The 22,725-nt window shown below is 62.4% G+C and carries 18 protein-coding genes; 6 read left to right on the top strand and 12 right to left on the bottom strand.

Annotated elements, in window-relative coordinates; translation table 11 throughout:
- Positions 1 to 230 precede the first annotated feature (230 nt).
- The 3 genes from csrA to ACQKEN_RS23695 form a co-directional block, all read right to left on the bottom strand.
- On the bottom strand, positions 231 to 419 hold the full coding sequence (gene csrA, locus ACQKEN_RS23705; protein ID WP_037012727.1) for a carbon storage regulator CsrA: 189 nt from the start codon (positions 417 to 419) through the stop codon (positions 231 to 233).
- A gap of 587 nt (positions 420 to 1,006) precedes the next feature.
- Positions 1,007 to 2,359, bottom strand: a complete 1,353-nt coding sequence (locus tag ACQKEN_RS23700) for a GntP family permease (RefSeq protein ID WP_427689253.1) — start codon at positions 2,357 to 2,359, stop codon at positions 1,007 to 1,009.
- Positions 2,360 to 2,487: 128 nt separating this feature from the next.
- Complete coding sequence (locus tag ACQKEN_RS23695; protein ID WP_427689263.1) at positions 2,488 to 3,015, bottom strand: gluconokinase; 528 nt, start codon at positions 3,013 to 3,015, stop codon at positions 2,488 to 2,490.
- Between the two features lie 268 nt (positions 3,016 to 3,283).
- Between ACQKEN_RS23695 and ACQKEN_RS23690 the strand changes: the two genes are divergently transcribed.
- Positions 3,284 to 4,300, top strand: a complete 1,017-nt coding sequence (locus ACQKEN_RS23690) for a LacI family DNA-binding transcriptional regulator (RefSeq protein WP_427689252.1) — start codon at positions 3,284 to 3,286, stop codon at positions 4,298 to 4,300.
- Positions 4,301 to 4,558: 258 nt separating this feature from the next.
- On the opposite strand, the gene ACQKEN_RS23685 is transcribed toward ACQKEN_RS23690, so the two are convergent.
- The 5 genes from ACQKEN_RS23685 to glcD all read right to left on the bottom strand — a co-directional run bounded on the left by ACQKEN_RS23685 (position 4,559) and on the right by glcD (position 11,105).
- The gene (locus ACQKEN_RS23685; RefSeq protein WP_427689251.1) at positions 4,559 to 6,736 is read right to left on the bottom strand and encodes a malate synthase G; all 2,178 of its coding nucleotides are present in this window, start codon (positions 6,734 to 6,736) and stop codon (positions 4,559 to 4,561) included.
- Positions 6,737 to 6,807: 71 nt separating this feature from the next.
- On the bottom strand, positions 6,808 to 7,215 hold the full coding sequence (locus tag ACQKEN_RS23680; protein ID WP_427689250.1) for a heme-binding protein: 408 nt from the start codon (positions 7,213 to 7,215) through the stop codon (positions 6,808 to 6,810).
- A 66-nt stretch (positions 7,216 to 7,281) separates the two neighbouring features.
- The gene (gene glcF, locus ACQKEN_RS23675; protein ID WP_427689249.1) at positions 7,282 to 8,505 is read right to left on the bottom strand and encodes a glycolate oxidase subunit GlcF; all 1,224 of its coding nucleotides are present in this window, start codon (positions 8,503 to 8,505) and stop codon (positions 7,282 to 7,284) included.
- 3 nt (positions 8,506 to 8,508) lie between these two features.
- Positions 8,509 to 9,606: a glycolate oxidase subunit GlcE gene (gene glcE / locus ACQKEN_RS23670; protein WP_427689248.1), complete on the bottom strand. Its 1,098-nt coding sequence runs from the start codon at positions 9,604 to 9,606 to the stop codon at positions 8,509 to 8,511.
- Positions 9,606 to 11,105 carry a glycolate oxidase subunit GlcD gene (glcD, locus tag ACQKEN_RS23665; RefSeq protein ID WP_427689247.1) on the bottom strand — a complete coding sequence of 500 codons (1,500 nt, stop codon included), beginning with the start codon at positions 11,103 to 11,105 and terminating at the stop codon, positions 9,606 to 9,608. The genes glcE and glcD overlap by 1 nt, the downstream gene beginning before the upstream one ends.
- A gap of 459 nt (positions 11,106 to 11,564) precedes the next feature.
- On the opposite strand from glcD, the gene glcC reads away from it, so the two are divergent.
- From glcC to hppD, 3 genes are all read left to right on the top strand, one after another.
- Positions 11,565 to 12,362 (top strand): transcriptional regulator GlcC, encoded by a 798-nt coding sequence (gene glcC, locus ACQKEN_RS23660; RefSeq protein ID WP_427689246.1) that lies wholly within the window; start codon positions 11,565 to 11,567, stop codon positions 12,360 to 12,362.
- A 111-nt stretch (positions 12,363 to 12,473) separates the two neighbouring features.
- Positions 12,474 to 13,106: a maleylacetoacetate isomerase gene (maiA, locus tag ACQKEN_RS23655; RefSeq protein WP_427689245.1), complete on the top strand. Its 633-nt coding sequence runs from the start codon at positions 12,474 to 12,476 to the stop codon at positions 13,104 to 13,106.
- A gap of 142 nt (positions 13,107 to 13,248) precedes the next feature.
- Positions 13,249 to 14,325 carry a 4-hydroxyphenylpyruvate dioxygenase gene (hppD, locus tag ACQKEN_RS23650; RefSeq protein WP_427689244.1) on the top strand — a complete coding sequence of 359 codons (1,077 nt, stop codon included), beginning with the start codon at positions 13,249 to 13,251 and terminating at the stop codon, positions 14,323 to 14,325.
- Between the two features lie 305 nt (positions 14,326 to 14,630).
- Here the strand turns inward: hppD and ACQKEN_RS23645 are convergent, their stop codons facing one another.
- Entirely contained in the window at positions 14,631 to 15,443 is an 813-nt protein-coding gene (locus ACQKEN_RS23645) for an IclR family transcriptional regulator (protein WP_427689243.1), read from the bottom strand.
- 256 nt (positions 15,444 to 15,699) lie between these two features.
- On the opposite strand from ACQKEN_RS23645, the gene hmgA reads away from it, so the two are divergent.
- Positions 15,700 to 17,016 (top strand): homogentisate 1,2-dioxygenase, encoded by a 1,317-nt coding sequence (gene hmgA, locus ACQKEN_RS23640; RefSeq protein WP_427689242.1) that lies wholly within the window; start codon positions 15,700 to 15,702, stop codon positions 17,014 to 17,016.
- Positions 17,013 to 18,311 (top strand): fumarylacetoacetase, encoded by a 1,299-nt coding sequence (gene fahA / locus ACQKEN_RS23635; protein ID WP_427689241.1) that lies wholly within the window; start codon positions 17,013 to 17,015, stop codon positions 18,309 to 18,311. Before hmgA ends, fahA begins: the two co-directional genes overlap by 4 nt.
- A 108-nt stretch (positions 18,312 to 18,419) precedes the next feature.
- On the opposite strand, the gene ACQKEN_RS23630 is transcribed toward fahA, so the two are convergent.
- Genes ACQKEN_RS23630 through ACQKEN_RS23620 form a run of 3 tightly spaced genes read right to left on the bottom strand, consistent with a single transcriptional unit; the run spans position 18,420 to position 22,101 of the window.
- Positions 18,420 to 19,886 carry an N-acyl-D-amino-acid deacylase family protein gene (locus ACQKEN_RS23630; RefSeq protein WP_427689240.1) on the bottom strand — a complete coding sequence of 489 codons (1,467 nt, stop codon included), beginning with the start codon at positions 19,884 to 19,886 and terminating at the stop codon, positions 18,420 to 18,422.
- A gap of 4 nt (positions 19,887 to 19,890) precedes the next feature.
- Complete coding sequence (locus ACQKEN_RS23625) at positions 19,891 to 20,751, bottom strand: MurR/RpiR family transcriptional regulator (RefSeq protein ID WP_427689239.1); 861 nt, start codon at positions 20,749 to 20,751, stop codon at positions 19,891 to 19,893.
- Complete coding sequence (locus ACQKEN_RS23620; protein ID WP_427689238.1) at positions 20,752 to 22,101, bottom strand: gluconate:H+ symporter; 1,350 nt, start codon at positions 22,099 to 22,101, stop codon at positions 20,752 to 20,754.
- Between the last annotated feature and the right edge of the window lie 624 nt (positions 22,102 to 22,725).

The raw sequence follows: 22,725 nt of genomic DNA, 5'->3' as shown, positions 1-22,725 counted from the left end.
GGCCGTTTTTAGTTGGCGGTTCCGGATGTCTGACAACTTGTCGCGACATCCGGAAGTGCATCGTCCGATACGCTGGATCTGTGTGTTCGCTCACGCTTAGTTATCAGCGGGGCGACTTCCATGGATCCAAAGTTCGGACGAAAAAAAACGGCGCCTGGTCAGTCGCCGTCGCCGATCTGTCAGCACCGGGTGGCCGCTGACAGTTATCGAATAAGCATAAACCGGTGGGTTTATTGCGGATCCTGGTCGGGTGCAGTCTCGGCCTTGATGCGTTTGTAGATTTCTTCGCGGTGCACTGAAACATCTTTCGGAGCGTTGATGCCGAGACGGACTTGGAGGCCCTGAACGCCCAGAATGGTGACGGTGATGTCGTCACCAATGTTTATGCTTTCGCCGACTTTGCGGGTGAGTATCAACATAATCTTTTCCTTGATGGCCTCATGAAGCGCCTCTACCGGGAGGCTGGCGTGAGCCTTTGGGTGGTGGTAATTGCCGATTGCATCCAAATGCGTTCATCAGTATGACGCCATTGGTACGATTTTAATTCCCCAGGTTCATCGTCTCGTCACAGTTAGCATCGCTCCTGGGTCGAACGGCATGGGAATCTTGCCTGATGCTGGCGGCAAATTCCCGTGGAAATCGGCTATCGCCGTGATAGCCGAATTCCGGGCGGCGCCTATTCCACACTCCTTTGCCCTTTATTGCAAAGAACTCGTGCCGGGTGGCGATGAAATTTTCATTAGATTGCCCCGTACGAGTTCTCTGAGAGGAGTGTAGGAGACTTCCGAAATGAGTAACGGCAAAACGCCGTAACTTTAATCGAATTGATGACGGGATGTGTGAACGGTTTTGTATCAGCCCCTGATTCAGGAGGCTTGAAGACGCGAGGGTCATCATCGAGATAAGAGCGGAGGAGGGCCAAAGGTGTTGAAACAACATGCCCACCGCGAAGGTGGGCATGGGTGTAACGGGTTGATCGCCGCGTCAATATGCCGCGATCAATGCATCAGACCACCAGCGACAACAGCATGATCAGGATGATGCCTACCACCGACAGGATGGTTTCCATCACGGTCCAGGTTTTCAGGGTTTCGGCCACGGTCATGTTGAAGTACTGCTTGACCAGCCAGAAGCCTGCGTCGTTCACGTGGGACAGGATCAGCGAGCCGGCACCGGTCGCCAGGACCAGCAGTTCACGGTTCACGCCCGGCACCATGCCAACCACCGGCGCAACAATACCGGCACCGGTGATGGTGGCGACGGTCGCCGAACCGGTAGCGATACGGATGACCGCAGCGACCAGCCACGCCAGCAGGATCGGCGAGATCTGTGCCTGCACGGCCATGTGGCCGATCAGGTTACCAACGCCACTGTCCACCAGCATCTGCTTGAAGCCACCGCCGGCACCGACGATCAGCACGATCGCGGCGACTGGCGCCAGGCTCTGGTCGAGCAGCTTGATGATGTGGTCGCGGCTGAAGCCACGGGCCGAACCGAAGGTGTAGAACGCCAGCAGCAAGGCAAACAACAGGGCAGCAATCGGGTGACCGATGAAGTCCATCCAGATGCGGAAGATGTGACCGGCTGGCAGCGCGACGTCGGCGAACGTCTTGAGCAGCATCAGGAACACCGGCAGCAGGATCGTCACCAGGGTGATGGCAAAGCTTGGCAGGTTGTCGTTGGTCGATTCCTTGGCAATCTGGTCCATCAGCTCTTTAGACGGGTTGCCCGGAATGTGCTTGGCAATCCATTTCCCGTAGATCGGGCCGGCGATGATCGCGGTCGGGAACGCAACGATCAGACCGTAGAAAATGGTCTTGCCGATGTCTGCGTTGAAGATACCGATGGCCAGCAACGGACCCGGGTGCGGAGGCACTAGCCCGTGTACGGCCGACAGGCCTGCCAGCAACGGGATACCGATCTTGACGATGGACACGCCGCTGCGACGGGCAACGATGAACACCAGCGGGATCAGCAGCACGAAGCCGATTTCGAAGAACAGCGGGATGCCCACCAGAAACGCCGAAAACATCATGGCCCAGTGCACGCGGTCCTTGCCGAAGCGACGGATCAACGTCTGGGCGATCTGGTCAGCACCGCCGGAATCGGCCATCAGCTTGCCGAGCATGGTGCCCAGGCCAAGGATGATGCCGACGAAACCCAGCACGCCGCCGAAACCGTCCTGAAACGATTTCATCACTTTGTCGACCGGCATCCCGGAGGTCAGCCCGAGAAAACCGGCAGCGATGGTCAATGCAATAAAAGGGTGGACTTTGAACTTGGTGATCAGAAGCACAAGGCCAATGATGGTCACCAACGCATCGACCAGCAGATACGTGTCTTGAGTCATACCGAACATGGGGGTGTCTCTCCGTTGTATTTTGTTTTTTTGGAGCTACTGCTTGACGCTGTTGCTCTCTGCCCTGTGAAGCAAGGGCAGCGTCATCAGAGACAGCGCTACCTTTGCCGCTCACGCCTGATCGAAGATCAAGAGCCGGTGCGCGCGGTGACAGATGGGGTGTGTGGCTCGGAGCCAGATTCGCTCCACCAGGTGGCCGCTTCCTTACCGATGGTCTCGATCGATTTGGTCGCGTCCACCACCAGCGTGCGGTCTTCGTTGTACGGAGGCTCGAGGGTGGCGAACTGGCTGTCGACCAGACTGGCCGGCATGAAGTGCCCCGGGCGATGGGAGCAGCGTTCGGTGGCGAGTTCTTTGGTCAGCTCCAGGAACACGAAGCCCAGGCCCGGCACGGCTGCACGCAGACGTTCACGGTAGATGAGCTTGAGGGAGGAGCAGGTGAGAACGGGCTTTTCGCCGTTTTTTACAGCGGCGGCAACTTCTTCGCCGAGGCGGGTCAGCCAGCCGGCGCGATCATTGTCGTCAAGCGGATGGCCCGCGCTCATCTTGTCGATGTTGGCTTGAGGATGGAACGCATCACCCTCGATCAGGCGGCCGCCGCTGTTTTTAGCGATGGCCTCGCCGACGGCACTCTTGCCGCAGCCGGAAACACCCATTACCACGATGGCGGAAATTGCATGTGGAGCAGTAGTCATAAAAACCTCGTCCCGGAGACAGCGCTGTCTTCGCCGAATGGTGTGCAAGTCCGGCGAGACTGTTTCCAGGTGTAGTCATTGTTATGGGTATCTCGCTGATCCATGAGATGCATCAATCCAGTCGTTTAGACGATCGAAAAGTTGCGGGCCTCCGTGAGATAGCGCTACCTTAGAGCCCATCCCACACAATCGCAACCCCCGCAGCTTTCTTCCAATCAGTTGGCAACGCATGACACGTATTGGTTCCCGCTCCACCGGTCGTCCCACCCTCAACGAAGTCGCCAAACTGGCTGCCGTCTCGCCGATTACCGCCTCCCGGGCCTTGCGTGGCGTGGCCACCGTGGCACCGGATTTGGTGGAAAAAGTCCGCGCTGCTGCGCTGAGTCTAGGCTATGTCGCCAATCCTGCCGCACGGGCGCTGGCGTCTTCGCAAAGTCAGTCGGTGGTGGTGCTGGTGCCGTCGCTCTCCAACCAGTTGTTCATTGAAACCCTGGAGGCTATTCAGACGGTTCTGCGGCCGCGCGGGCTGGAAGTGGTGATCGGCAATTATCACTACTCGCCTATAGAAGAAGAGAACCTGCTGCGCAGTCATCTGTCCCACCGCCCGCGCGGCATATTGCTGACAGGGTTTGATCGCAGCGTAGCGGCGCACCAGTTACTGGCGTCCAGCGGCGTGCCCTGCGTACACATGATGGAGCTGGACCCGACCCGCGCCGAACCTTGCGTGGGGTTTTCCCAGCAGCAGGCGGGTGCCGAAGCGGCGCGGCATCTGTTGAGCCGTGGCCGTCGGCGACTGGCGTACGTGTCGGCGCAGCTGGACCCACGGGTGATTCAACGCGGGGTCGGCTTTCGCGGGGTGCTGGAGCAGGAAGGGCTGTATGACGAGGCATTGCAAATGGCGTCGCCGCTGCCGTCGTCCATCGGTCTGGGCAGTGAGATGTTTGCCCGATTGCTGGAGGCACACCCGGACGTCGACGGGGTGTTTTTCTGCAACGACGACCTGGCCCAGGGCGCATCGCTGGAAGCCCTGCGGCGGGGTATTCGCATTCCGCAACAGGTGTCGCTGATCGGTTTCAATGACCTGCCGGGCTCGGCGCACATGGTGCCGCGCCTGACCTCCATCCGCACCCCGCGCGAACAAGTCGGCCAGCGCGCCGCGCAGTTACTGCTCGGCTTGCTGGACGGCACGGTTCACGAAGCCCAGGTGGATCTAGGGTTTGAACTGGTGGTGCGGGAGAGCACCTGACGGGACTTGGTGTTGCGGGGGGCAGGCTTGCGGGTGATTGGGTTTAACCTCGACTGTTGATGCGTTCAGACCTGACGCGTTCGCCAGCAAGCCGGCTCCTACGGTGGTTTGCGGCGAGCGATGAGTCCGGGTCGGGCACAAAATCCGTAGGAGCCGGCTTGCTGGCGAACGCGTTGCGTCAGGCATCGCTGTTCGCCAGGTCGTAAGCCACAGCAGCCTTCACAGCTGCTGCGTGGCCTGGCCTCGGCTACCGGCCAATCAATGTGCCTTCTTGAACGCCAACCGGAACTCGTGCAACAGCGGTTCGGTGTAGCCGCTCGGCTGCTCGCGGCCTTTGAACACCAGCGCGCTGGCGGCCTGAAAAGCCACTGACTTCTCGAAATTGCCGGCCATCGGCGTGTAAGCCGAGTCCCCGGCGTTTTGCCGGTCGACCACCTTCGCCATACGTTTCAACGCATCTTTCACATAGTCCTCGGAGACCACGCCGTGGCGCAGCCAGTTGGCGATGTGCTGGCTGGAAATGCGCAGCGTCGCGCGGTCTTCCATCAGGCCGACGTTGTGGATGTCCGGCACCTTGGAACAGCCAACGCCTTGCTCCACCCAGCGCACCACATAACCCAGCAGACCCTGGGCGTTGTTTTCGACTTCTTCGCGAATCTGATCCTCGTTCCACTCGGCTTTCTCGACGACGGGAATGGTCAGCAGGTCCAGCAGAATGTCTTCGCTGATGCTGTCCAGATCGACCTGTTCCAAGTCCTGCTGCACCGCTTTCACGTCCACTTTGTGGTAGTGCAGGGCGTGCAGGGTGGCCGCGGTTGGCGAGGGCACCCACGCCGTGGTCGCGCCGGATTTCGGGTGCGCGATCTTCTGCTCCAGCATGTCGGCCATCAGGTCCGGCATCGCCCACATGCCCTTGCCGATCTGCGCACGGCCGCGCAGCCCGCAGGCCAGGCCCACCAGCACGTTGTTGCGCTCATACGCCTTGATCCACGGCGTGGCCTTCATGTCGCCCTTGCGCAGCATCGGCCCGGCTTCCATCGAGGTGTGCATCTCGTCGCCGGTGCGGTCGAGGAAACCGGTGTTGATGAACGCGACCCGGGATGATGCGGCTTCGATGCACGCCTTGAGGTTGACGCTGGTGCGCCGCTCCTCGTCCATGATCCCCATCTTCAGGGTGTTGCGCGGGATCTTCAGCGCGTCTTCGATGCGGCTGAACAGGGTGTTGGCGAACGCGACTTCCTCCGGGCCGTGCATCTTCGGTTTGACGATGTAGACGCTGCCGGCGCGGGAGTTGGTGCGGTTGTGCAGGTCGTGCAGGGCAATCAGGCTGGTGATGACGCCGTCGAGAATGCCTTCGGGGATTTCCTTGTTGCCGTCGTAGAGGATCGCCGGGTTGGTCATCAGGTGGCCAACGTTACGGATGAACAGCAGCGAGCGCCCGTGCAGGGAGATCGCGCTGCCGTCGGCGGCGGTGTATTGGCGGTCGGCGTTCAGGCGACGGGTGATGGTCTTGCCGTTCTTGACCAGCGCTTCGGTCAGGTCGCCTTTCATCAGGCCCAGCCAGTTGCGGTAGATCACCAGCTTGTCGTCGGCATCGACGGCGGCGACCGAGTCTTCGCAGTCGATGATGGTCGACAGGGCAGCTTCCAGCAGCAGGTCCTTGATCCCGGCCGGATCAGTGGCGCCGATCGGGCTGGCGGGGTCGATCTGGATTTCGATGTGCAGGCCGTTGTTCTTCAGCAGGATGGCATTGGGCTGCAGCGGATCGCCCTGGTAGCCGACGTATTTCTCCGGCTGGGCAAGGCGAGACGGGCTGCCGTCGGCGAGGGTGACCACCAACTCGCCGCTGTCCACTGCATAGGCCTTGGCGCCGACGTGGGAACCGGACGCCAGGGGCGCGGCTTCATCCAGCAGGGCGCGGGCGAAGGCGATGACTTTCTCGCCACGCAGCGGGTTGTACCCGGCCTTGATTTCGGCGCCGTTCGCCGAGGAAATCGCATCGGTGCCGTACAGCGCGTCGTACAGCGAACCCCAGCGCGCATTGGCCGCGTTCAGGGCGTAACGGGCGTTGGCCGCAGGGACTACCAGTTGCGGGCCGGCCTGTTCGCTGACTTCGATATCCACTTTGTTGGTGGACACCTGAACCTGCGCCGGCACCTGCTTGAGGTAGCCGATGCTGTCGAGGAAGGCGATGTACGCCGGCATGTCGGTGACCGGTCCGGGGTTGGATTTGTGCCACTTGTCCAACTGAGTCTGTAGGCGGTCACGCTCTTTGAGCAGCTCGCGGTTAGTCGGCGCAAGGTCGTGGACCAGCGAATCGAAATCGGCCCAGAACAGTTCCGGGCTCAGGCCTGTCCCGGGGATCACTTCCTCGTCGACGAAGCGCTTGAGGTTGGCCGCCACTTTAAGGTTGTGGCAATTGACGAATTCGGTCATCTGGGGTCTCCATCGTAAATATGTGTTGGCACCCTTGGGTGCCAGCGCCTAGAGGGCTATCGCCGGTAGCGTTACTGCGAGCTTGCCGCCGCCACACCGGCCTTGGCCACTTGTGCATCCTGGTCGGCTTTCACCCCGGAGACACCCACCGCGCCGATGGTCTCGCCGTCGATGATGATCGGTACGCCGCCTTCCAGCGAAGTCAGCAGCGGGGCGGTGACGAATGCGGTGCGGCCGCCGTTGACCATTTCCTCATAACCCTTGGATTCGCGACGACCCAGCGCCGAGGTGCGGGCTTTTTCGATGGCGATGTAGCCACCGATGGGCGCGCAGCCGTCGAGACGCTCGAAGCCCAGCAGGTGACCGCCGTCGTCCGTTACGGCAATGGACACTGCCCAGCCGTTGTTCTGCGCTTCGGTGCGTGCCGCGGCGAGGATCTGGGTGACTTCGGTCTGGGTCAGTACGGATTTGGTTTTCATGCAGTTCTCCTGAAGGGCAAAGGGTGTCATGAGTGTCGATCTGAAACGGAGCCAGGGCGCCTGCAATCAACTTGGAGGCAAGGCGTCCTCGATGAGTTCGATCCAGTGTTTGACTGGTGTCCGATTGGCGCTGGCCAGATGGGTCTGACAGCCAATGTTGGCCGTCGCGATCACGTCCGGGTTGCCGCTTTCCAGCGCGTTCATCTTGTTGTCCCGCAGCTGTTTGGCCAGTACCGGCTGGGTGATCGAATAGGTGCCGGCCGACCCGCAGCATAAGTGACTGTCGGGCACCGGTGTGAGATTGAAGCCCAGCCGGGTCAACACGGACTCGACGGCGCCGCCGAGTTTCTGCGCGTGCTGCAGCGTACACGGGCAATGGAAGGCCAGGGTCTGGCGCGTGCAGCCGCCGAGCTGCTCCAGAGGTTCGGCGCGCAGTACTTCGACCAGATCCTTGGTGCGTTCGCTGATGGCCGCGGCTTTTTGCGCGTAAGCCGGGTCGTTGCGCAGCAGGTGGCCGTAATCCTTGACGAAGGCGCCGCAGCCGCTGGCGGTCTGCACGATGGCCTCGGCACCGGCCTGGATGCGAGGCCACCACGCGTCGATATTCCGACGGGCGCGCTGGAGGCCCTGCTCCTGCGCATTCAGGTGGTAATCCACGGCGCCGCAGCATCCGGCCTGGGCGATGGATGTGACGCTGATGCCCAGCCGGTCGAGCACTCTCGCCGTGGCGGCGTTGGTGTTGGGCGACAAACCGGGCTGTACGCAGCCTTCGAGTATCAGCATCTGCCGCGCGTGTTGCCGGGTCGGCCGAGGCTTGGCGGGACGAATGTTGCCCGGGAGCTTGGTTTTCAGGGCGCCAGGCAACAGTGGCCTGAAGGAGTTGCCCAACTGGGTCAGTGACTTGAACAAGCCGGCGTTTGGCACTACGGCGCGAAGGCTGTCGCGCAGCAACCGTTGGCCTAGCGGGCGCGGCACGGCGGCGTCGACCACTTCGCGGCCAATGTCCAGCAGGTTGTGGTAATCGACGCCGGAAGGGCAGGTGGTTTCACAGTTGCGGCAGGACAGGCAGCGGTCCAGGTGCAGCTGGGTTTTCTCGGTGACTTCCTTGCCTTCCAGCACCTGCTTGATCAAGTAAATACGCCCGCGCGGGCCATCCAGCTCGTCGCCGAGCAACTGATAGGTCGGGCAGGTCGCGTTGCAGAAACCGCAGTGCACGCAGCTGCGCAGAATGCTTTCCGCTTCTTCGCCACGGGGCAGGCTTTTGGCGTGTTCGCTCAGGGTCGTCTGCATGGTTCAGATCTCCGCGTACATTCGGCCCGGATTGAAAATTCCGTGCGGATCGAGTTGCGCCTTGAGCTGGCGGTGGTAGCGCAGCAATGGCGTGGCCAACGGCTGAAACGGACTGTCGTCGAGGCCATGGCTGTAACAGGTGGCGTGACCGCCCGCAGCACTGACAATGCGGCGAATCTCGCTGCCGCTGGCATCGGATTTCAACCAGCGTTGCGCGCCAGCCCAGTCGATCAATTGATCCCCCGGCAGCTCCAGCGCCGCCGTGCTGACGGGCAATGACAGGCGCCACAGCGGACGGCCATCGGTGAAGAAATCCAGGCGGTGTTCGTTCAGCGCGCGCCAGTAAGCCGGGTCGATGGATTCGCCGCCCAAGCGGTCATGGGCCGCCGCGACCGAGCCTTCGCCGCCTTCGAGACGCAAACGCAGCACGCGGCCGTCGTGGCTGGCGGCGCTGATCGGCAGCGGTTCCTGACCCCACTGCGCCAGGCGGGCGAGTGCGGTGGCGCTGTCCATCTCCAGCGCAATGCTGGTGCATAGGCGCGGCTTGGGCAGGACTTTCAACGAGACTTCGGTGATCAGGCCCAGGCAACCAAAACTGCCGGCCATCAGGCGCGACAGGTCGTAGCCGGCGACGTTCTTCATCACCTCGCCGCCGAAGCGCAAGTGCTTGCCGAGGCCTGTGATCACCCGCGTGCCCAGAACGAAATCCCGCACCGAGCCTGACCACGGCCTGCGCGGCCCGGACAAGCCGGCCGCGACCATGCCGCCGACGGTTCCATCGCCTGCGCCGCCATCGCTGTAGCTTGGCGGCTCGCATGGCAGCATTTGCCCGGCTTCCTCCAGCGCGGCATTCAGCACCGACAACGGCGTGCCGGCGCGGGCGGTGATCACCAGTTCGGTAGGGTCGTAGGTGACGATGCCACTGTGGATGCGCGTATCCAGCACTTCCCCGGCCACCTCGCGACCGAGGAATGCCTTGCTGTTGGCGCCTTGAATGCGCAGCGGCAGGGCGGACTGAATCGCCTCATTGACCTGTTCCAGCAGCGCATCGCTGGCATCACGGTCCTGAGCCACGAAGGCTGGCTGACGTTGGGCATCCATCAGAAACGCTCCAGTTCAGGGAAGGGCAGCTTGCCCATGTGCACGTGCATGGCACCGAATTCGGCGCAGCGGTGCAGGGTCGGGATGTTCTTGCCGGGGTTGAGGGTGCCGGCCGGGTCGAACGCGGCTTTCACCGCGTGAAACAAGGTCAGCTCGTCGCTGTTGAATTGCGCGCACATCTGATTGATCTTCTCGCGGCCAACGCCGTGCTCGCCGGTGATGCTGCCGCCGACTTTCACGCACAGCTCCAGAATCTTTCCGCCCAGTGCTTCGGCGCGGTCGAGCTCACCGGGTTGGTTGGCATCGAAGAGGATCAGCGGGTGCATGTTGCCGTCGCCGGCGTGGAAAACGTTGGCGACGCGCAGGCCGTATTCTTCCGACAGCGTGGAAATGCCCTTCAGCACGCCCGGCAACTCCCGACGCGGGATGGTGCCGTCCATGCAGTAGTAATCCGGCGACAGCCGACCGACTGCGGGGAAGGCATTCTTGCGCCCGGCCCAGAAGCGCACCCGTTCGGCTTCGTCTTTCGCCTGGCGAATCTCGGTGGCGCCGGCGTTTTCGAGCACCGCGCGGACCCGGTCGCAATCGGCGTGAACGTCAGCTTCTACACCGTCCAGTTCGCACAGCAGGATGGCTTCGGCGTCGACCGGGTAGCCGGCGTGAATGAAGTCTTCGGCGGCGCGAATGGCGAGGTTGTCCATCATTTCCAGGCCACCGGGGATGATGCCCTCGGCAATGATGTCACCCACCGCGCGACCGGCTTTTTCCACCGAGTCGAAGGCGGCCAGCAACACCCTCGCCACCTGCGGTTTGGGCAATAGTTTGACCGTGACTTCGGTGATCACGCCGAGCATCCCTTCGGAACCTGTGAAGAGCGCCAACAGGTCGAAGCCCGGTGAATCCAGCGCCTCGGAACCCAGCACCATGTGCTCGCCCTCGACCGTGAGGATGTCGACCTTGAGCAGGTTGTGCACCGTCAGGCCGTATTTCAGGCAATGCACGCCGCCGGCGTTCTCCGCGACGTTGCCGCCGATGGAGCAGGCAATTTGCGAGGACGGGTCAGGGGCGTAATAGAGGTCATAGGGCGCGGCGGCCTGGGAGATCGCCAGATTGCGCACGCCGGGCTGCACGCGGGCATAGCGCCCGGCGGGGTCGATGTGGAGGATTTTGTTGAAGCGCGCCATCACCAGCAGCACGCCTTTTTCCAGGGGCAGTGCGCCGCCTGACAGTCCGGTCCCGGCACCGCGCGCCACCACCGGCACACCCCGCTCGTGGCAGACCTTCAGCAGCGTCTGCACCTGCTCGATGCGTTGGGGCAGCACCACCAGCATCGGCGTCGTGCGATAGGCCGAGAGCCCGTCGCATTCGTAGGGGCGCAGTTCCTCCTCGCGGTGGAGGATGTCCAGGTCAGGCAGCCGGGACTGCAGTGTTTGCAACAGCAGTTGTTTGTCGATGACCGGCAACACGCCGTCGACGCGTTCGTCGTACAGGATATTCATGATGGGTTCGCAACCCTGTCTTGTTTTTATTGGAGGCCCGTTCCGGGGGAACGTGAATGGCTGGCTTGCATCATTGGCTCAGCGGGGCTTAGTGTCTACCGGGTGGAGCAGTGGTCGAACCAGTTTCGCGCGGTGTGATCCCGGATCGATCTTTTAATACATATGCTGATCAATGGTTTAGCGAGGTTCAGGTTGTTCGCTGATTTCGTGTCGGCAGGAGGTCCTACCAGTGATGCGTGACTACCGCTTCCATGGACGTCGTGGATTTCGTTTAGGAGCGCGCTTGCCCGCGATAGCGATTTGTCAGGCAAAGATGTGTTGGATGTGCCGACGCTTTCGCGGGCAAGCGCGCTCCTACACTGGTTTTGCGGTGACTGATGAATCCCGGTCCGCCGCAGAACCCGCTGTTCGGTTCGCCCCCGGCAAGCCGGCCGTGTCCACCCCTGAGGAAACTGAACCATGGAAGCCACCCAGCACCAAACCCAGCCTAAAACCCAAAACAAACGCCCCCAACAGGTCGCCGATGTCGTCAGCGAGCGCATTGAGCGGCTGATTGTCGACGGGGTGCTCAAGGTCGGTCAGCTGTTGCCTTCCGAGCGGCGGCTGACCGAAAAGCTCGGTGTGTCGCGCACCGCTCTGCGCGAAGGCCTGCAGCTGCTGCGCGCCAGGGGCATCATCGAAACCCGTCAGGGCAAGGGCTCGTTTGTCGCACAGATGGGCGGGCTCGGGCTGACCCCCACTTCGCCGCTGATGCACTTGTTCGCCTCTCAGCCACGTACTCTGTACGACCTGTTTGAAGTGCGCAGCCTGCTGGAAGGGGAGTCCGCCCGACTGGCGGCGCTGCGCGGCACTGACGCGGACTTTGTGCTGATCACCCGGGCCTACGACGCACTGGTGGCCGGTCATGACCACCCGTTGCCGGCCTCCGAGCACGCACGGCTCGACCATGCTTTTCACCTGGCCATCTGCGAAGCGTCCCACAACCCGGTACTGGTGCAGACCCTGCGTTCGCTGACGGATCTGCTGCTCAACACGGTATTCGCGTCGGTCAACAACCTCTATCACCGCGACGCGCAGAAGCGGCAGATCGACCGCCATCACGCCCGGCTCTATAACGCGGTGACCGGGCGTTTGCCCGAGCAGGCGCGCAAGGCGGCGGTGGCGCACATCCAGAACATCTGCGACAACCTGCGGGAGATCGAGAGCGAGGAGCAACGACTGGTGCGCGCCACGTTGCGGCTGGAGGGTTGGGCTTGAGTCATGCCGGGTCTGAGCTTGACAGGCATTCCGCATTGCCGCAGTTTACGCATTGCGTAAGCCGCTTACGCCGTAGTGAAAAAACCAGAACAACAATAACAGGCCATTCCCGTGGATCTTTTCACCTACTACCGATCGACCTCCAGTTACCGGGTGCGCATTGCTCTGGCGCTGAAAGGTCTCGCGTTCGACGCACTGCCGGTCAACCTGATCCGCAACGGCGGCGAACATCACCAGCCCGACTACCTGGCGATCAACCCCCAGGGCCGCGTTCCCGCCCTGAGGCTGGACGGCGGTGAGGTGATCATCCAGTCCATGGCGATCATCGAATACCTCGAAGAATTCTCCCCCCAACCTGCATTGCTCCCCGCCGCGCTGCTGGACCGCGCGCGCCATCGGCAGGTCGCCGCCCTGATCGGCTGCGACATTCACCCGCTGCACAACGTCGCGGTGCTCAATCGTCTGCGCGGCATGGGCCATGACGAAGGCGATGTGACGGCGTGGATCGGCCACTGGATCGGGCAGGGCTTCGGGGCAGTGGAAGAACTGATTGGCGACGCTGAATTTTGTATTGGCGCCGTAGGCCTGGCCGATGTGTACCTGCTGCCCCAAGTGTATGCAGCACGACGCTTCAACGTGGACATGGGCCCTTACCCGCGTATTTGCCGGGTCGAAGCGCTGGCGTTGCAGCATCCAGCCTTCCAGACCGCCCATCCCGATGCGCAATCGGACAAGCCGGAGTAATCTTTCCCCCATGAAAAGCTTCGGTCTGCAATTGATCTTCGGCGACTTCCTCGCCCGCAGCGTGCGGGGGATCTCCTGCGCGCCACCCGCTGAATCGTGATCCGAGCCGCTGTGCCTCTCACTTTTTAGCAGGAGCAAGACCGTGACTGATCTCTACGAAAACCCGATGGGCCTGATGGGCTTTGAATTCATCGAATTCGCCTCGCCCACCCCGAACGTGCTGGAGCCGGTGTTCCAGATCATGGGCTTCACCAAAGTCGCTCATCACCGTTCCAAGAATGTGTCGCTGTACCGCCAGGGCGCCATCAACATCATCCTCAACAACGAGCCCAACAGCGAAGCGTCCTACTTCGCTGCGGAGCACGGTCCTTCGGTGTGCGGCATGGCATTCCGGGTCAAGGATTCGCAAATGGCCTACAAGCGCGCGCTGGAACTCGGCGCGCAACCGGTCGAGATCGGCACCGGGCCCATGGAACTGCGCCTGCCGGCGATCAAGGGCATTGGCGGCGCGCCGTTGTACCTGATCGACCGTTTCGGTGAAGGCACCTCGATCTACGACATCGACTTCGTGTACATCGAAGGCGTCGACCGTCACCCCAAAGGCGCCGGCCTGCAATTCATCGATCACCTGACCCACAACGTCTATCGCGGGCGCATGGCCTACTGGGCGAACTTCTACGAAAAGCTGTTCAACTTCCGCGAGCTGCGCTATTTCGACATCAAGGGCGAGTACACCGGCCTGACCTCGAAAGCGATGACCGCGCCGGACGGCATGATCCGCATCCCGCTGAACGAGGAATCGTCCAAGGGCGCCGGGCAGATCGAAGAGTTCTTGATGAAGTTCAACGGCGAAGGCATTCAGCACGTCGCGTTCTTCACCGAAAACCTCATCGACACTTGGGACCGTCTCAAGGCGCTGGGCATGCGCTTCATGACCCCGCCGCCGGACACCTATTACGAAATGCTCGAAGGCCGGCTGCCTAATCACGGCGAACCGGAGCACGAGCTGAAGGCGCGGGGGATCTTGCTGGACGGCAACTCGGAGGGCGGGCATCAGCGCCTGCTGCTGCAGATCTTCTCGGAAACCCTGATGGGGCCGGTGTTCTTCGAATTCATTCAGCGCAAAGGCGACGATGGCTTCGGCGAGGGCAATTTCAAGGCGTTGTTCGAGTCGATCGAGCGCGATCAAGTACGCAGGGGTGTGTTAGCGGTGGATTGAGGCTTAGTTCGGTACACACTTTGTAGGAGCCGGCTTGCTGGCGAACCCGGTGCATCATTCACTGAAGCGGCGCGGGATGAAACGCGTTCGCCAGCAAGCCGGCTCCTACGGAATTGTGCCCGCCGCAGATAATGGGAATTGTCGAGATCCACTCTAGGAGCGCGCTTGCCCGCGAACGCGATCAGTCTGTGGCATCGATTTCGCTGACCCACCGCATTCGCCAGCAAGCCGGCTCCTACAGGTTCGTGTTCATGCCGGGTGCAGTGCCTGGCCATGACCTATTGGCGCAGGCATGTTCCCAAACGTTATTCATGAACGCGAGTTGACGCCAACTGCGGCATTTCCCCACCCATCCGCGCGCTGATCGCCTGCGCCGTCTGTAGCAGTTTCTGTGCGGCGATGGCCTGGCGCTGATCGGTAAACACCGACGCCGAACCCACCACCGTCACCACGCCCACCAGCTTGTTGCCCATGGCGAACACTGGCGATGACACGGCGTTGACGCCGGCCATCAGCAGGCCATGAATCTGATGCACCCCGGTGCCGCGGATTTCGTGGACGTGTCGATCGATCTCCTTCAACTGCGCTGCGTTCAGTGACGCCGATTCCACGTCTCTCAATGCGGCGGTTTCAGTCGGCGACAGGAAGGTATCGAACACCAGCCCGGTGGACGAACTGAGCAGCGGCAGCACCGAACCGATCTGCGTGACCAGGGTGACCGCCCCCAGCGACTGCTCGACGTACACCACCGTCGGGCCTTTGTTGCCCCACACCGCCAGAAAACAGGTTTCGTTGAGTTCGTCGCGCAGGGCGATCAATGCGGGGGCAGAGGTCTTCAACACATCCAGCTGGCTCAGCGCCGCCAGGCCGACCTGCAACGCCGAACGCCCGAGACGGTAGTGATTGCTGGCCGGGTCCTGCTCGGCAAAACCGCTGTCCACCAGCGCTTGCAGGTAGCGATGCACCTTGCTGGCCGGCATGCCGACGTAATCGGCGAGTTTCGACAGTGATGTGGCGGGCGCCAGTTCGGCCAGCGCCTTGAGGATGCCGACGCCGACCTCAGCCGACTGGACTTTCTGCTGGCGTGGCGCGGTGGCGGGGGTGGAATCGTCGGTCATGGAAGGGAGGCCCCCGGTCTGGAAAGGCTGCTTTATAGCTTGACCCTTCTTCAAACTCAAATTACGTTATGCGTAAGCTGGTTACGCATAAGCGGAGGGAGTGTGTAGGAGTGAGCTTGCTCGCGATAGCGTTATGTCTGTAAGCGATACGTTGGCTGAGATGATCAGATCGCGAGCAAGCTCACTCCTACACCTAAACCGTTGCGCGCCGGTAGATAGCAGACAAAAAGCGGGTCACCAAAAATAAGAGGTCGCCATGTCGACAGCACCCCGGTCCGAGCCCCTGCGCTATCAGCACGGTTTCGGCAATCAATTCAGCAGCGAGGCGATGCCGGGTGGTTTGCCCCATGGGCAGAACTCGCCGCAACGTCACCCGCTGGGCCTGTATGCCGAGCAATTCTCCGGGACTGCGTTCACCGTCCCCCGCGCCGAAGCCCGGCGCACCTGGCTCTACCGCATTCAACCGTCCGCCGCGCACCCTCGTTTTCAGCGCCTTGAGCGGCAGATTACCGGTCAACAGCAAGGCCCCGTGACCCCCAATCGCCTGCGCTGGAATGCGTTCGACATCCCCGCCGAACCGACCGACTTCATCGATGGCCTGCACGCGCTGGCCAGCACCTCGTCCGCCGAGCAGGCCGAGGGCGTGGGTGTCTACGTCTACACCGCCAACCGCTCGATGCAGCGGGCGTTCTTCAACGCCGACGGCGAATGGCTGATCGTTCCCCAGCAGGGCCGACTGCGCATCACCACCGAACTGGGCCTGCTCGATGTTGAGCCGCAGGAAATTGCCGTGCTGCCGAGGGGTTTGAAATTCAGCGTCGAACTGCTCGACGACACAGCGCGGGGTTACATCTGCGAGAACCACGGCTGCGCCTTGCGGCTGCCGGACCTCGGTCCGATCGGCAGCAACGGCCTGGCCAATCCCCGGGATTTCCAGGTGCCCCATGCGCATTTTGAAGACAGCGCGCAACCCACCGTACTGGTGCAGAAATTTCTCGGCGAACTGTGGGCGACCACGCTCGGTCATTCCCCCTTCGACGTCGTTGCGTGGCACGGCAACAACGTCCCTTACAAATACGATCTGCGCCTGTTCAACACCCTGGGCACGGTGAGTTACGACCATCCCGATCCGTCGATCTTCACCGTGCTGACCTCGCCGGGCGCTGTTGAGGGTCAGGCGAATGTCGATTTCGTGATCTTCCCGCCGCGCTGGATGGTGGCGGAAAACACCTTCCGGCCGCCGTGGTTCCACCGCAACCTGATGAACGAATTCATGGGCCTGATCGATGGCGCCTACGATGCCAAAGCCGCAGGCTTCATGCCCGGCGGCGCGTCGCTGCACAACTGCATGAGCGCCCACGGTCCGGACAACGCCAGCGCCGAGAAGGCCATCGCCGCCGATCTCAAACCGCACAAGATCGAGCAGACCATGGCGTTCATGTTCGAGACCGGCAAAGTCCTGCGCCCCAGTTATCACGCGCTGGAATGCCCCCAGCTGCAAAGCGACTACGATGCCTGTTGGGACGGCATCGCCAGAACGTTCAAGCCTTTCGACACGGACAGCCAACGATGAGCACTTCACAGCACCCGCGCAGCTGGGTTGCCAGCGCCAACGACCATCCCGATTTCCCCCTGCAGAACCTGCCCCTGGGTGTGTTCAGCCGACCTGGTTTCGGCAAGCGCGGCGGCGTTGCCATCGGCGATTTCATTCTCGACCTGCAAACAGCCCTTGAGGCCAGCCTGTTCAACGGCGCCGCACGCGTGGCCGTCGAAGCCGCCTGTCGCGGGCAGTTGAACGATTTTTTCGCCTTGGGTGGTTCGTCCCGGCAGGCGCTGCGTCATGAATTGCTGCACCTGCTCGACGAAAAAACCTTGCAGCGTGAGCGCTTGCAAGCCATGGGGGATCGTTTGCTGGTGCCGATGGCTGACTGCCAGATGCACATGCCGGCGCAGGTCGGTGACTACACCGATTTTTACGTCGGCATTCATCACGCGATGAACGTCGGCAAGCTGTTCCGCCCGGACAACCCGCTGCTGCCAAACTACAAGTACGTGCCGATCGCGTACCACGGGCGAGCGTCGACGCTGGGTGTGTCTGGAATGCCGGTCAAGCGCCCCAGCGGGCAGACCCTGAAACCGGGCGCTGATACGCCGGATTTCGGCCCGAGCAAGCGCCTGGATTACGAACTGGAAGTGGGCGTGTGGATCGGGCAGGGCAACGAGGCGGGCGAGCCTGTGGCCATCGGCAGGGCGGGCGAGCACATCGCCGGTTTCTGTCTGCTCAACGATTGGTCGGCCCGGGACCTGCAAGCCTGGGAATACCAGCCGCTGGGGCCGTTTCTGTCGAAGAGCTTTGCCACCAGCATTTCGCCGTGGGTGGTCACGGCCGAGGCCCTGGCGCCGTTTCGCGCGGCCCAACCGGCGCGTCCCGAGGGTGATCCGCAGCCCATGGCTTATCTGTTCGACGAGCAGGACCAGGCCGGCGGTGCGCTGGACATCGAGCTGGAAGTGCTGCTGCTCACCGCGCGCATGAAAGAGCAGGGCGTCGCGCCCCAGCGTCTGTCCCTGAGCAATACGCTGAATATGTACTGGACCGTCGCGCAGATGGTGGCCCACCACAGCGTCAACGGCTGCAAGCTGCAAGCAGGCGACCTGTTCGGCACCGGCACTTTGTCAGGCCCCCAGCCCGACCAGCTCGGCAGCCTGCTGGAGATGACCGAAGGCGGAAAACACCCGATCGAGCTGCCCAACGGTGAGACCCGGACCTTTCTGGAGGCGGGCGATGAGGTGATCCTCAAAGCGCGCTGCCGCAAGGAGGGCGAAGTGAGCATCGGGTTTGGCGAATGCCGTGGGGTGGTGATTGTCTAAACCCGCATCCCATGTCTTAGTGGGACCGGCTTCAGCCGGGAATAGGCCTGTGTGTGCGCCATCAATTTTGAGCTATGGCCGCTTACGTCTTCCCGGCTAAAGCCAGTCCTACTGACATAAACCAAACCCACCCACCAGAGATCCACTTCGCGGCAAGAACCTCCCTTGCCGCTCCCCTTGCGGTTTGCCTTCGGCGTAACTCAGATGGCCGTTGACCCACACTGCATCAATCCCCTCGGCCGCACGCTTGGGTTCTTTGAAATCCGCCACATCACGCACGGTGTCCGCGTTGAACAGCACCAGATCCGCGCAATACCCTTCGCGCACGAAGCCGCGATCGTGCAGACCGAAGCGCGTGGCGGTCAGTCCGGTCATCTTGTGCACGGCGGTGTGCAGCGCAAACAACCCCAAGTCACGAGTGAAATGCCCGAGCACCCGGGGAAACGCACCCCACAGGCGCGGGTGCGGAAACGGGTCTTCCGGCAGACCGTCCGAACCGATCATCGACAGCGGGTGTTTCATGATCCGCTGCACGTCGTTCTCGTCCATGCCGTAATACACGGCGCCAGCCGGTTGCAGTTGTCGCGCGGCGTCCACCAGTGAGAGGCCCCAGTCGGCGGCGATGTCCTTCAGCTCGCGTCCGCCCTGATCCGGATGCGGCGTCGACCAGGTGATGGTGATCGGAAAGGCATCGGTGACCTGCTTCAAATCCAGCGTCGAAGAACTGGCCGCATAGGGATAGCAATCACAGCCCACCGGGTGGGTCAGCGCGGCGTTTTCCAGGGACGCCAGCAGCTGCGGACTGCGACCCCAGTTGCCGGCGCCCGCGCATTTCATGTGGGAAATCACCACCGGCGATTTCGCGTGACGTCCAATCGCGAACGCCTCGTCCATGGCCTCCAGCACCGGCTCGAACTCACTGCGCAGGTGCGTCGTGTACATCGCGCCAAACGCCGTGAGTTCTTCGGCCAGCTGTTTGACTTCGTCGGTTTCGGCCGCGTAAGCCGAGGCATAGGCCAGACCGGTGGACAGGCCCAGCGCGCCGTCGGTCAGGCTGTCGCGCAACTGCCCGCGCATGGCGCTGATTTCATCAGCGCGCGCCGTTCGAAAAAGATCGTCCATGTGATTGCTGCGCAGCGCGGTGTGGCCGATCAGCGCCGCCACATTGACTGCCGGGCGCGCCGCGTCCACCGCGTTGCGGTAGTCGATGAAGCGTGGATACACGAACGCGGCAGCGGGGCCGAGCAGGTTCATCGGGTCCGGCGGATCACCCGCCAGGGAAACCGGCGAGGCGCTGATGCCGCAGTTGCCGACGATCACGGTGGTCACGCCTTGAGTGATCTTTGGCAGCATCGCCGGCTGACGAATCACCACGGTGTCGTCGTGGGTGTGCACGTCGATGAAACCCGGCGCCAGCACGCGGCCGGCGGCGTTGATTTCTTCGCGGGCGGAGACGTCGTGGAGGTCGCCGATGCGCTGGATGCGGCCTTCGCGGAGGGCCACGTCGGCGCGGTAGCCGGGGGTATTGCTGCCGTCGATCACCAGCGCGTCGCGAATGATCAGGTCGTAAAGCATGGGGTCAGTCTCCAAGGGGCAGGCCGTCGTCGCCGCCGCGGTAGTCATCCAGCGCAAGCTTGATCCGCCGCAGCCGTTCGCGGTTGGCGTCGGGGGCCGTCAGCGCCAGTTCGGTGGCCAGCACGTCGATGGTCAGCAGCATGCCGTAGCGCGCGGCCGTGGGTTTGTAAATGAAATTGGTTTCGGCGATCTGCAGCGGCAGCACGACATCCGCCCGATCCGCCAGCGGTGAGCCGGGCAGGGTGATGGCGAGAATCTTCGCGCCATAGCTGCGGGCCAGGTCCACCGCGTCGAGCAGTTCCGGGGTGCGCCCGCTGAGTGAGCAGACAATGACGCTGTGCTCGGGGCCGAGGGTCGCGGCGATCAGGCGCATCATCACCGGGTCGCGGCTGGCGGCAATCGGGTAGCCGAGGCGTACCAGCCGGGTCTGCAGTTCTTCGCTGCACAGGCTGGACGCGCCGCCCATGCCGAAGCTGTGAATCATCCGCGCCGGCGTCAGCAGGGCCACCGCCGCCTGGAAGCGCGATTCATCGAAACCGGCCAGGTGCTGACGCAGGGTCGATTCAATGTCGCCGACGATCTGAGTGAAAAACGCCGACTGTTCCGGCGCCTGCTCCGCCGTGAGGAAGCGGTTGCCCACGGCGCTGGCCTGGGCCAGTTGCAGGCGCAGGTCGCGCAGGTCCTTGCAGCCCACCGTGCGGGCGAAACGCGACAGCGTGGCGCTGCTGACCTCGGCGCGGGCGGCGAGGTCGTCAAGGCTGGCGCTGGCGGCAAACGCCACGTCACTGAGCACCAGTCTGGCGATGCGGCCTTCGCCGGCGCTGAACGACTCCTGACGGGCGCGGATCTGGTAAAGAATGTCCACTCAGATCACCTGCGCCAGCCCGAGGGTCAGGACGAAAGCGATCACCGAAATCAGCGTCTCCAGCACTGTCCAGGTTTTGAAGGTCTGTGCTACGGTCATGTTGAAGTACTCCTTGATCAGCCAGAACCCGCCGTCGTTGACGTGGGAAAAAATCACCGAGCCGGCGCCGGTCGCCAACACCAGCAGCTCTGGATGGGGATAACCCAGGCCCAGCGCCACGGGGGCCACAATGCCAGACGCGGTGGTCATTGCCACCGTGGCCGAGCCGGTGGCGACGCGCATCAGTGCGGCGAACAGCCAGCCCATCAACAGCGGCGACAGATGCCAGTCCTGCGCCAGGCCGACGATCTCGTTGGTCACGCCGCTGTCGACGAGAATCCGGTTCAAACCGCCGCCGGCACCGACCAGCAGCGTGATGCTGGCGGTTGGCGCCAGGCATTCCTGGGTGAATTTCAGGATTGAATCCCGGGAGAAGCCCTGGGCAATGCCTAACGTCCAGAAGCTTAGCAACGTGGCCAGCAGCAGCGCGATCACCGAGTTGCCGATGAACAGTAGAAAGCTGTTGAAACCGCTGCCCGGGGTGGAAATCAGGTTGGCCCAGCCACCCAGCAGCATCAGCACCACCGGCAGCAGAATGGTCGCCATGGTAATGCCGAAGCTCGGCAGTTGGGCGCGGGGTTCGCGGTCGAGAAATTGCTTGGCCAGCGGGTTTTCATCGGGCAAATAAATGTGCGGCACGATGAAGCGCGCGTAGACCGGGCCGGCGATGATCGCGGTGGGGATGCCGATGAGGATGGCGTAGAACAGGGTCTGGCCGACTGACGCCTGGTATGCCTGCACCGCCAGCATCGCGGCAGGATGCGGCGGGACCAAAGCGTGGACCACCGACAAGCCGGCGACCATCGGCAGGCCGACCATCAGAATCGATACCCCGACCCGGCGTGCGACGGTGAAGGCGATCGGCACCAGCAACACGAAGCCCACTTCGAAGAACAGCGGCAGCCCCACCAGAAACGCGATGCAGACCATCGCCCAGTGCGCGTTGCGCTCGCCGAAGCGGTCAATCAAGGTGCGCGCCACCTGCTCGGCGCCGCCGGACTCGGCCATCATCTTGCCGAGCATGGTCCCCAGCGCCACGACCAGCGCGATGTGCCCCAGTGTCTTGCCGACGCCGCCCTCATAGGACGCGACGACGGCATTGGCCGGCATACCGGCGACCAGCGCAAGGCCCACGGACACCAGGGTGATGACGATAAACGGGTTGAGGCGAAAGCGCGCGATGAGCACGATCAGGGCGATGATCGCGACGGCGGCATAGACCAACAGAGACAGGCCGGTTGACGGAGGCATGCAACGGATTCCTTGCTGAGAATGAGGAGGTCAGGGCTTGGGGGCGGCGGGGCTGAGGCTGTTCATTTGAAAAAACAGGGCAGGGCCACCCGCGCAATGGCGTTAACCGGTGCGCAGCCAGGCGGTGAAGACGATCTCGGCAGTGGGTGTTGCAAGCGCCATCAACGGCGAAAGAAAAGCGGGGGCGGGACGATCACAGGCAGTCATTATTGTTATCTCTGATTTCGTGATGGAAATTAAATTACACGAAACAGGATAAAAATATCAATTCATGAAAATTAATTTCTTCACGCTTATCCCCGTATTTTGCTCGCTACGCCTACGGATTTCGTGTGCGCCGAATATTTCCTGCCTTGCCGCGCTCCCACAGGGAATCCGGCTGGGCGAGGTTCAGCGTCAAGCACGGGATCTGCGGGAGCCGGCTTGCTGGCGAAGGCGTCCGTCCAGACACATCGCCGTCAGCTGTTACGCCCCGTTCGCCAGCAAGCCGGCTCCTACGGATTCGGCGTGCGCGGACGATCGCCCGCTTTGCCGAGATCCCTTGTAGGAGCGCGCTTGCCCGCGAACGCGGTGGGTCAGCCGAAATCGATGGCGTGAGGCAAATGGCATTCGCGGAGAACCGGC

Source organism: Pseudomonas sp. NPDC078416 (assembly GCF_050268485.1).
GTDB lineage: Bacteria > Pseudomonadota > Gammaproteobacteria > Pseudomonadales > Pseudomonadaceae > Aquipseudomonas.
This window is presented reverse-complemented; position numbering and strand designations above follow the sequence as displayed.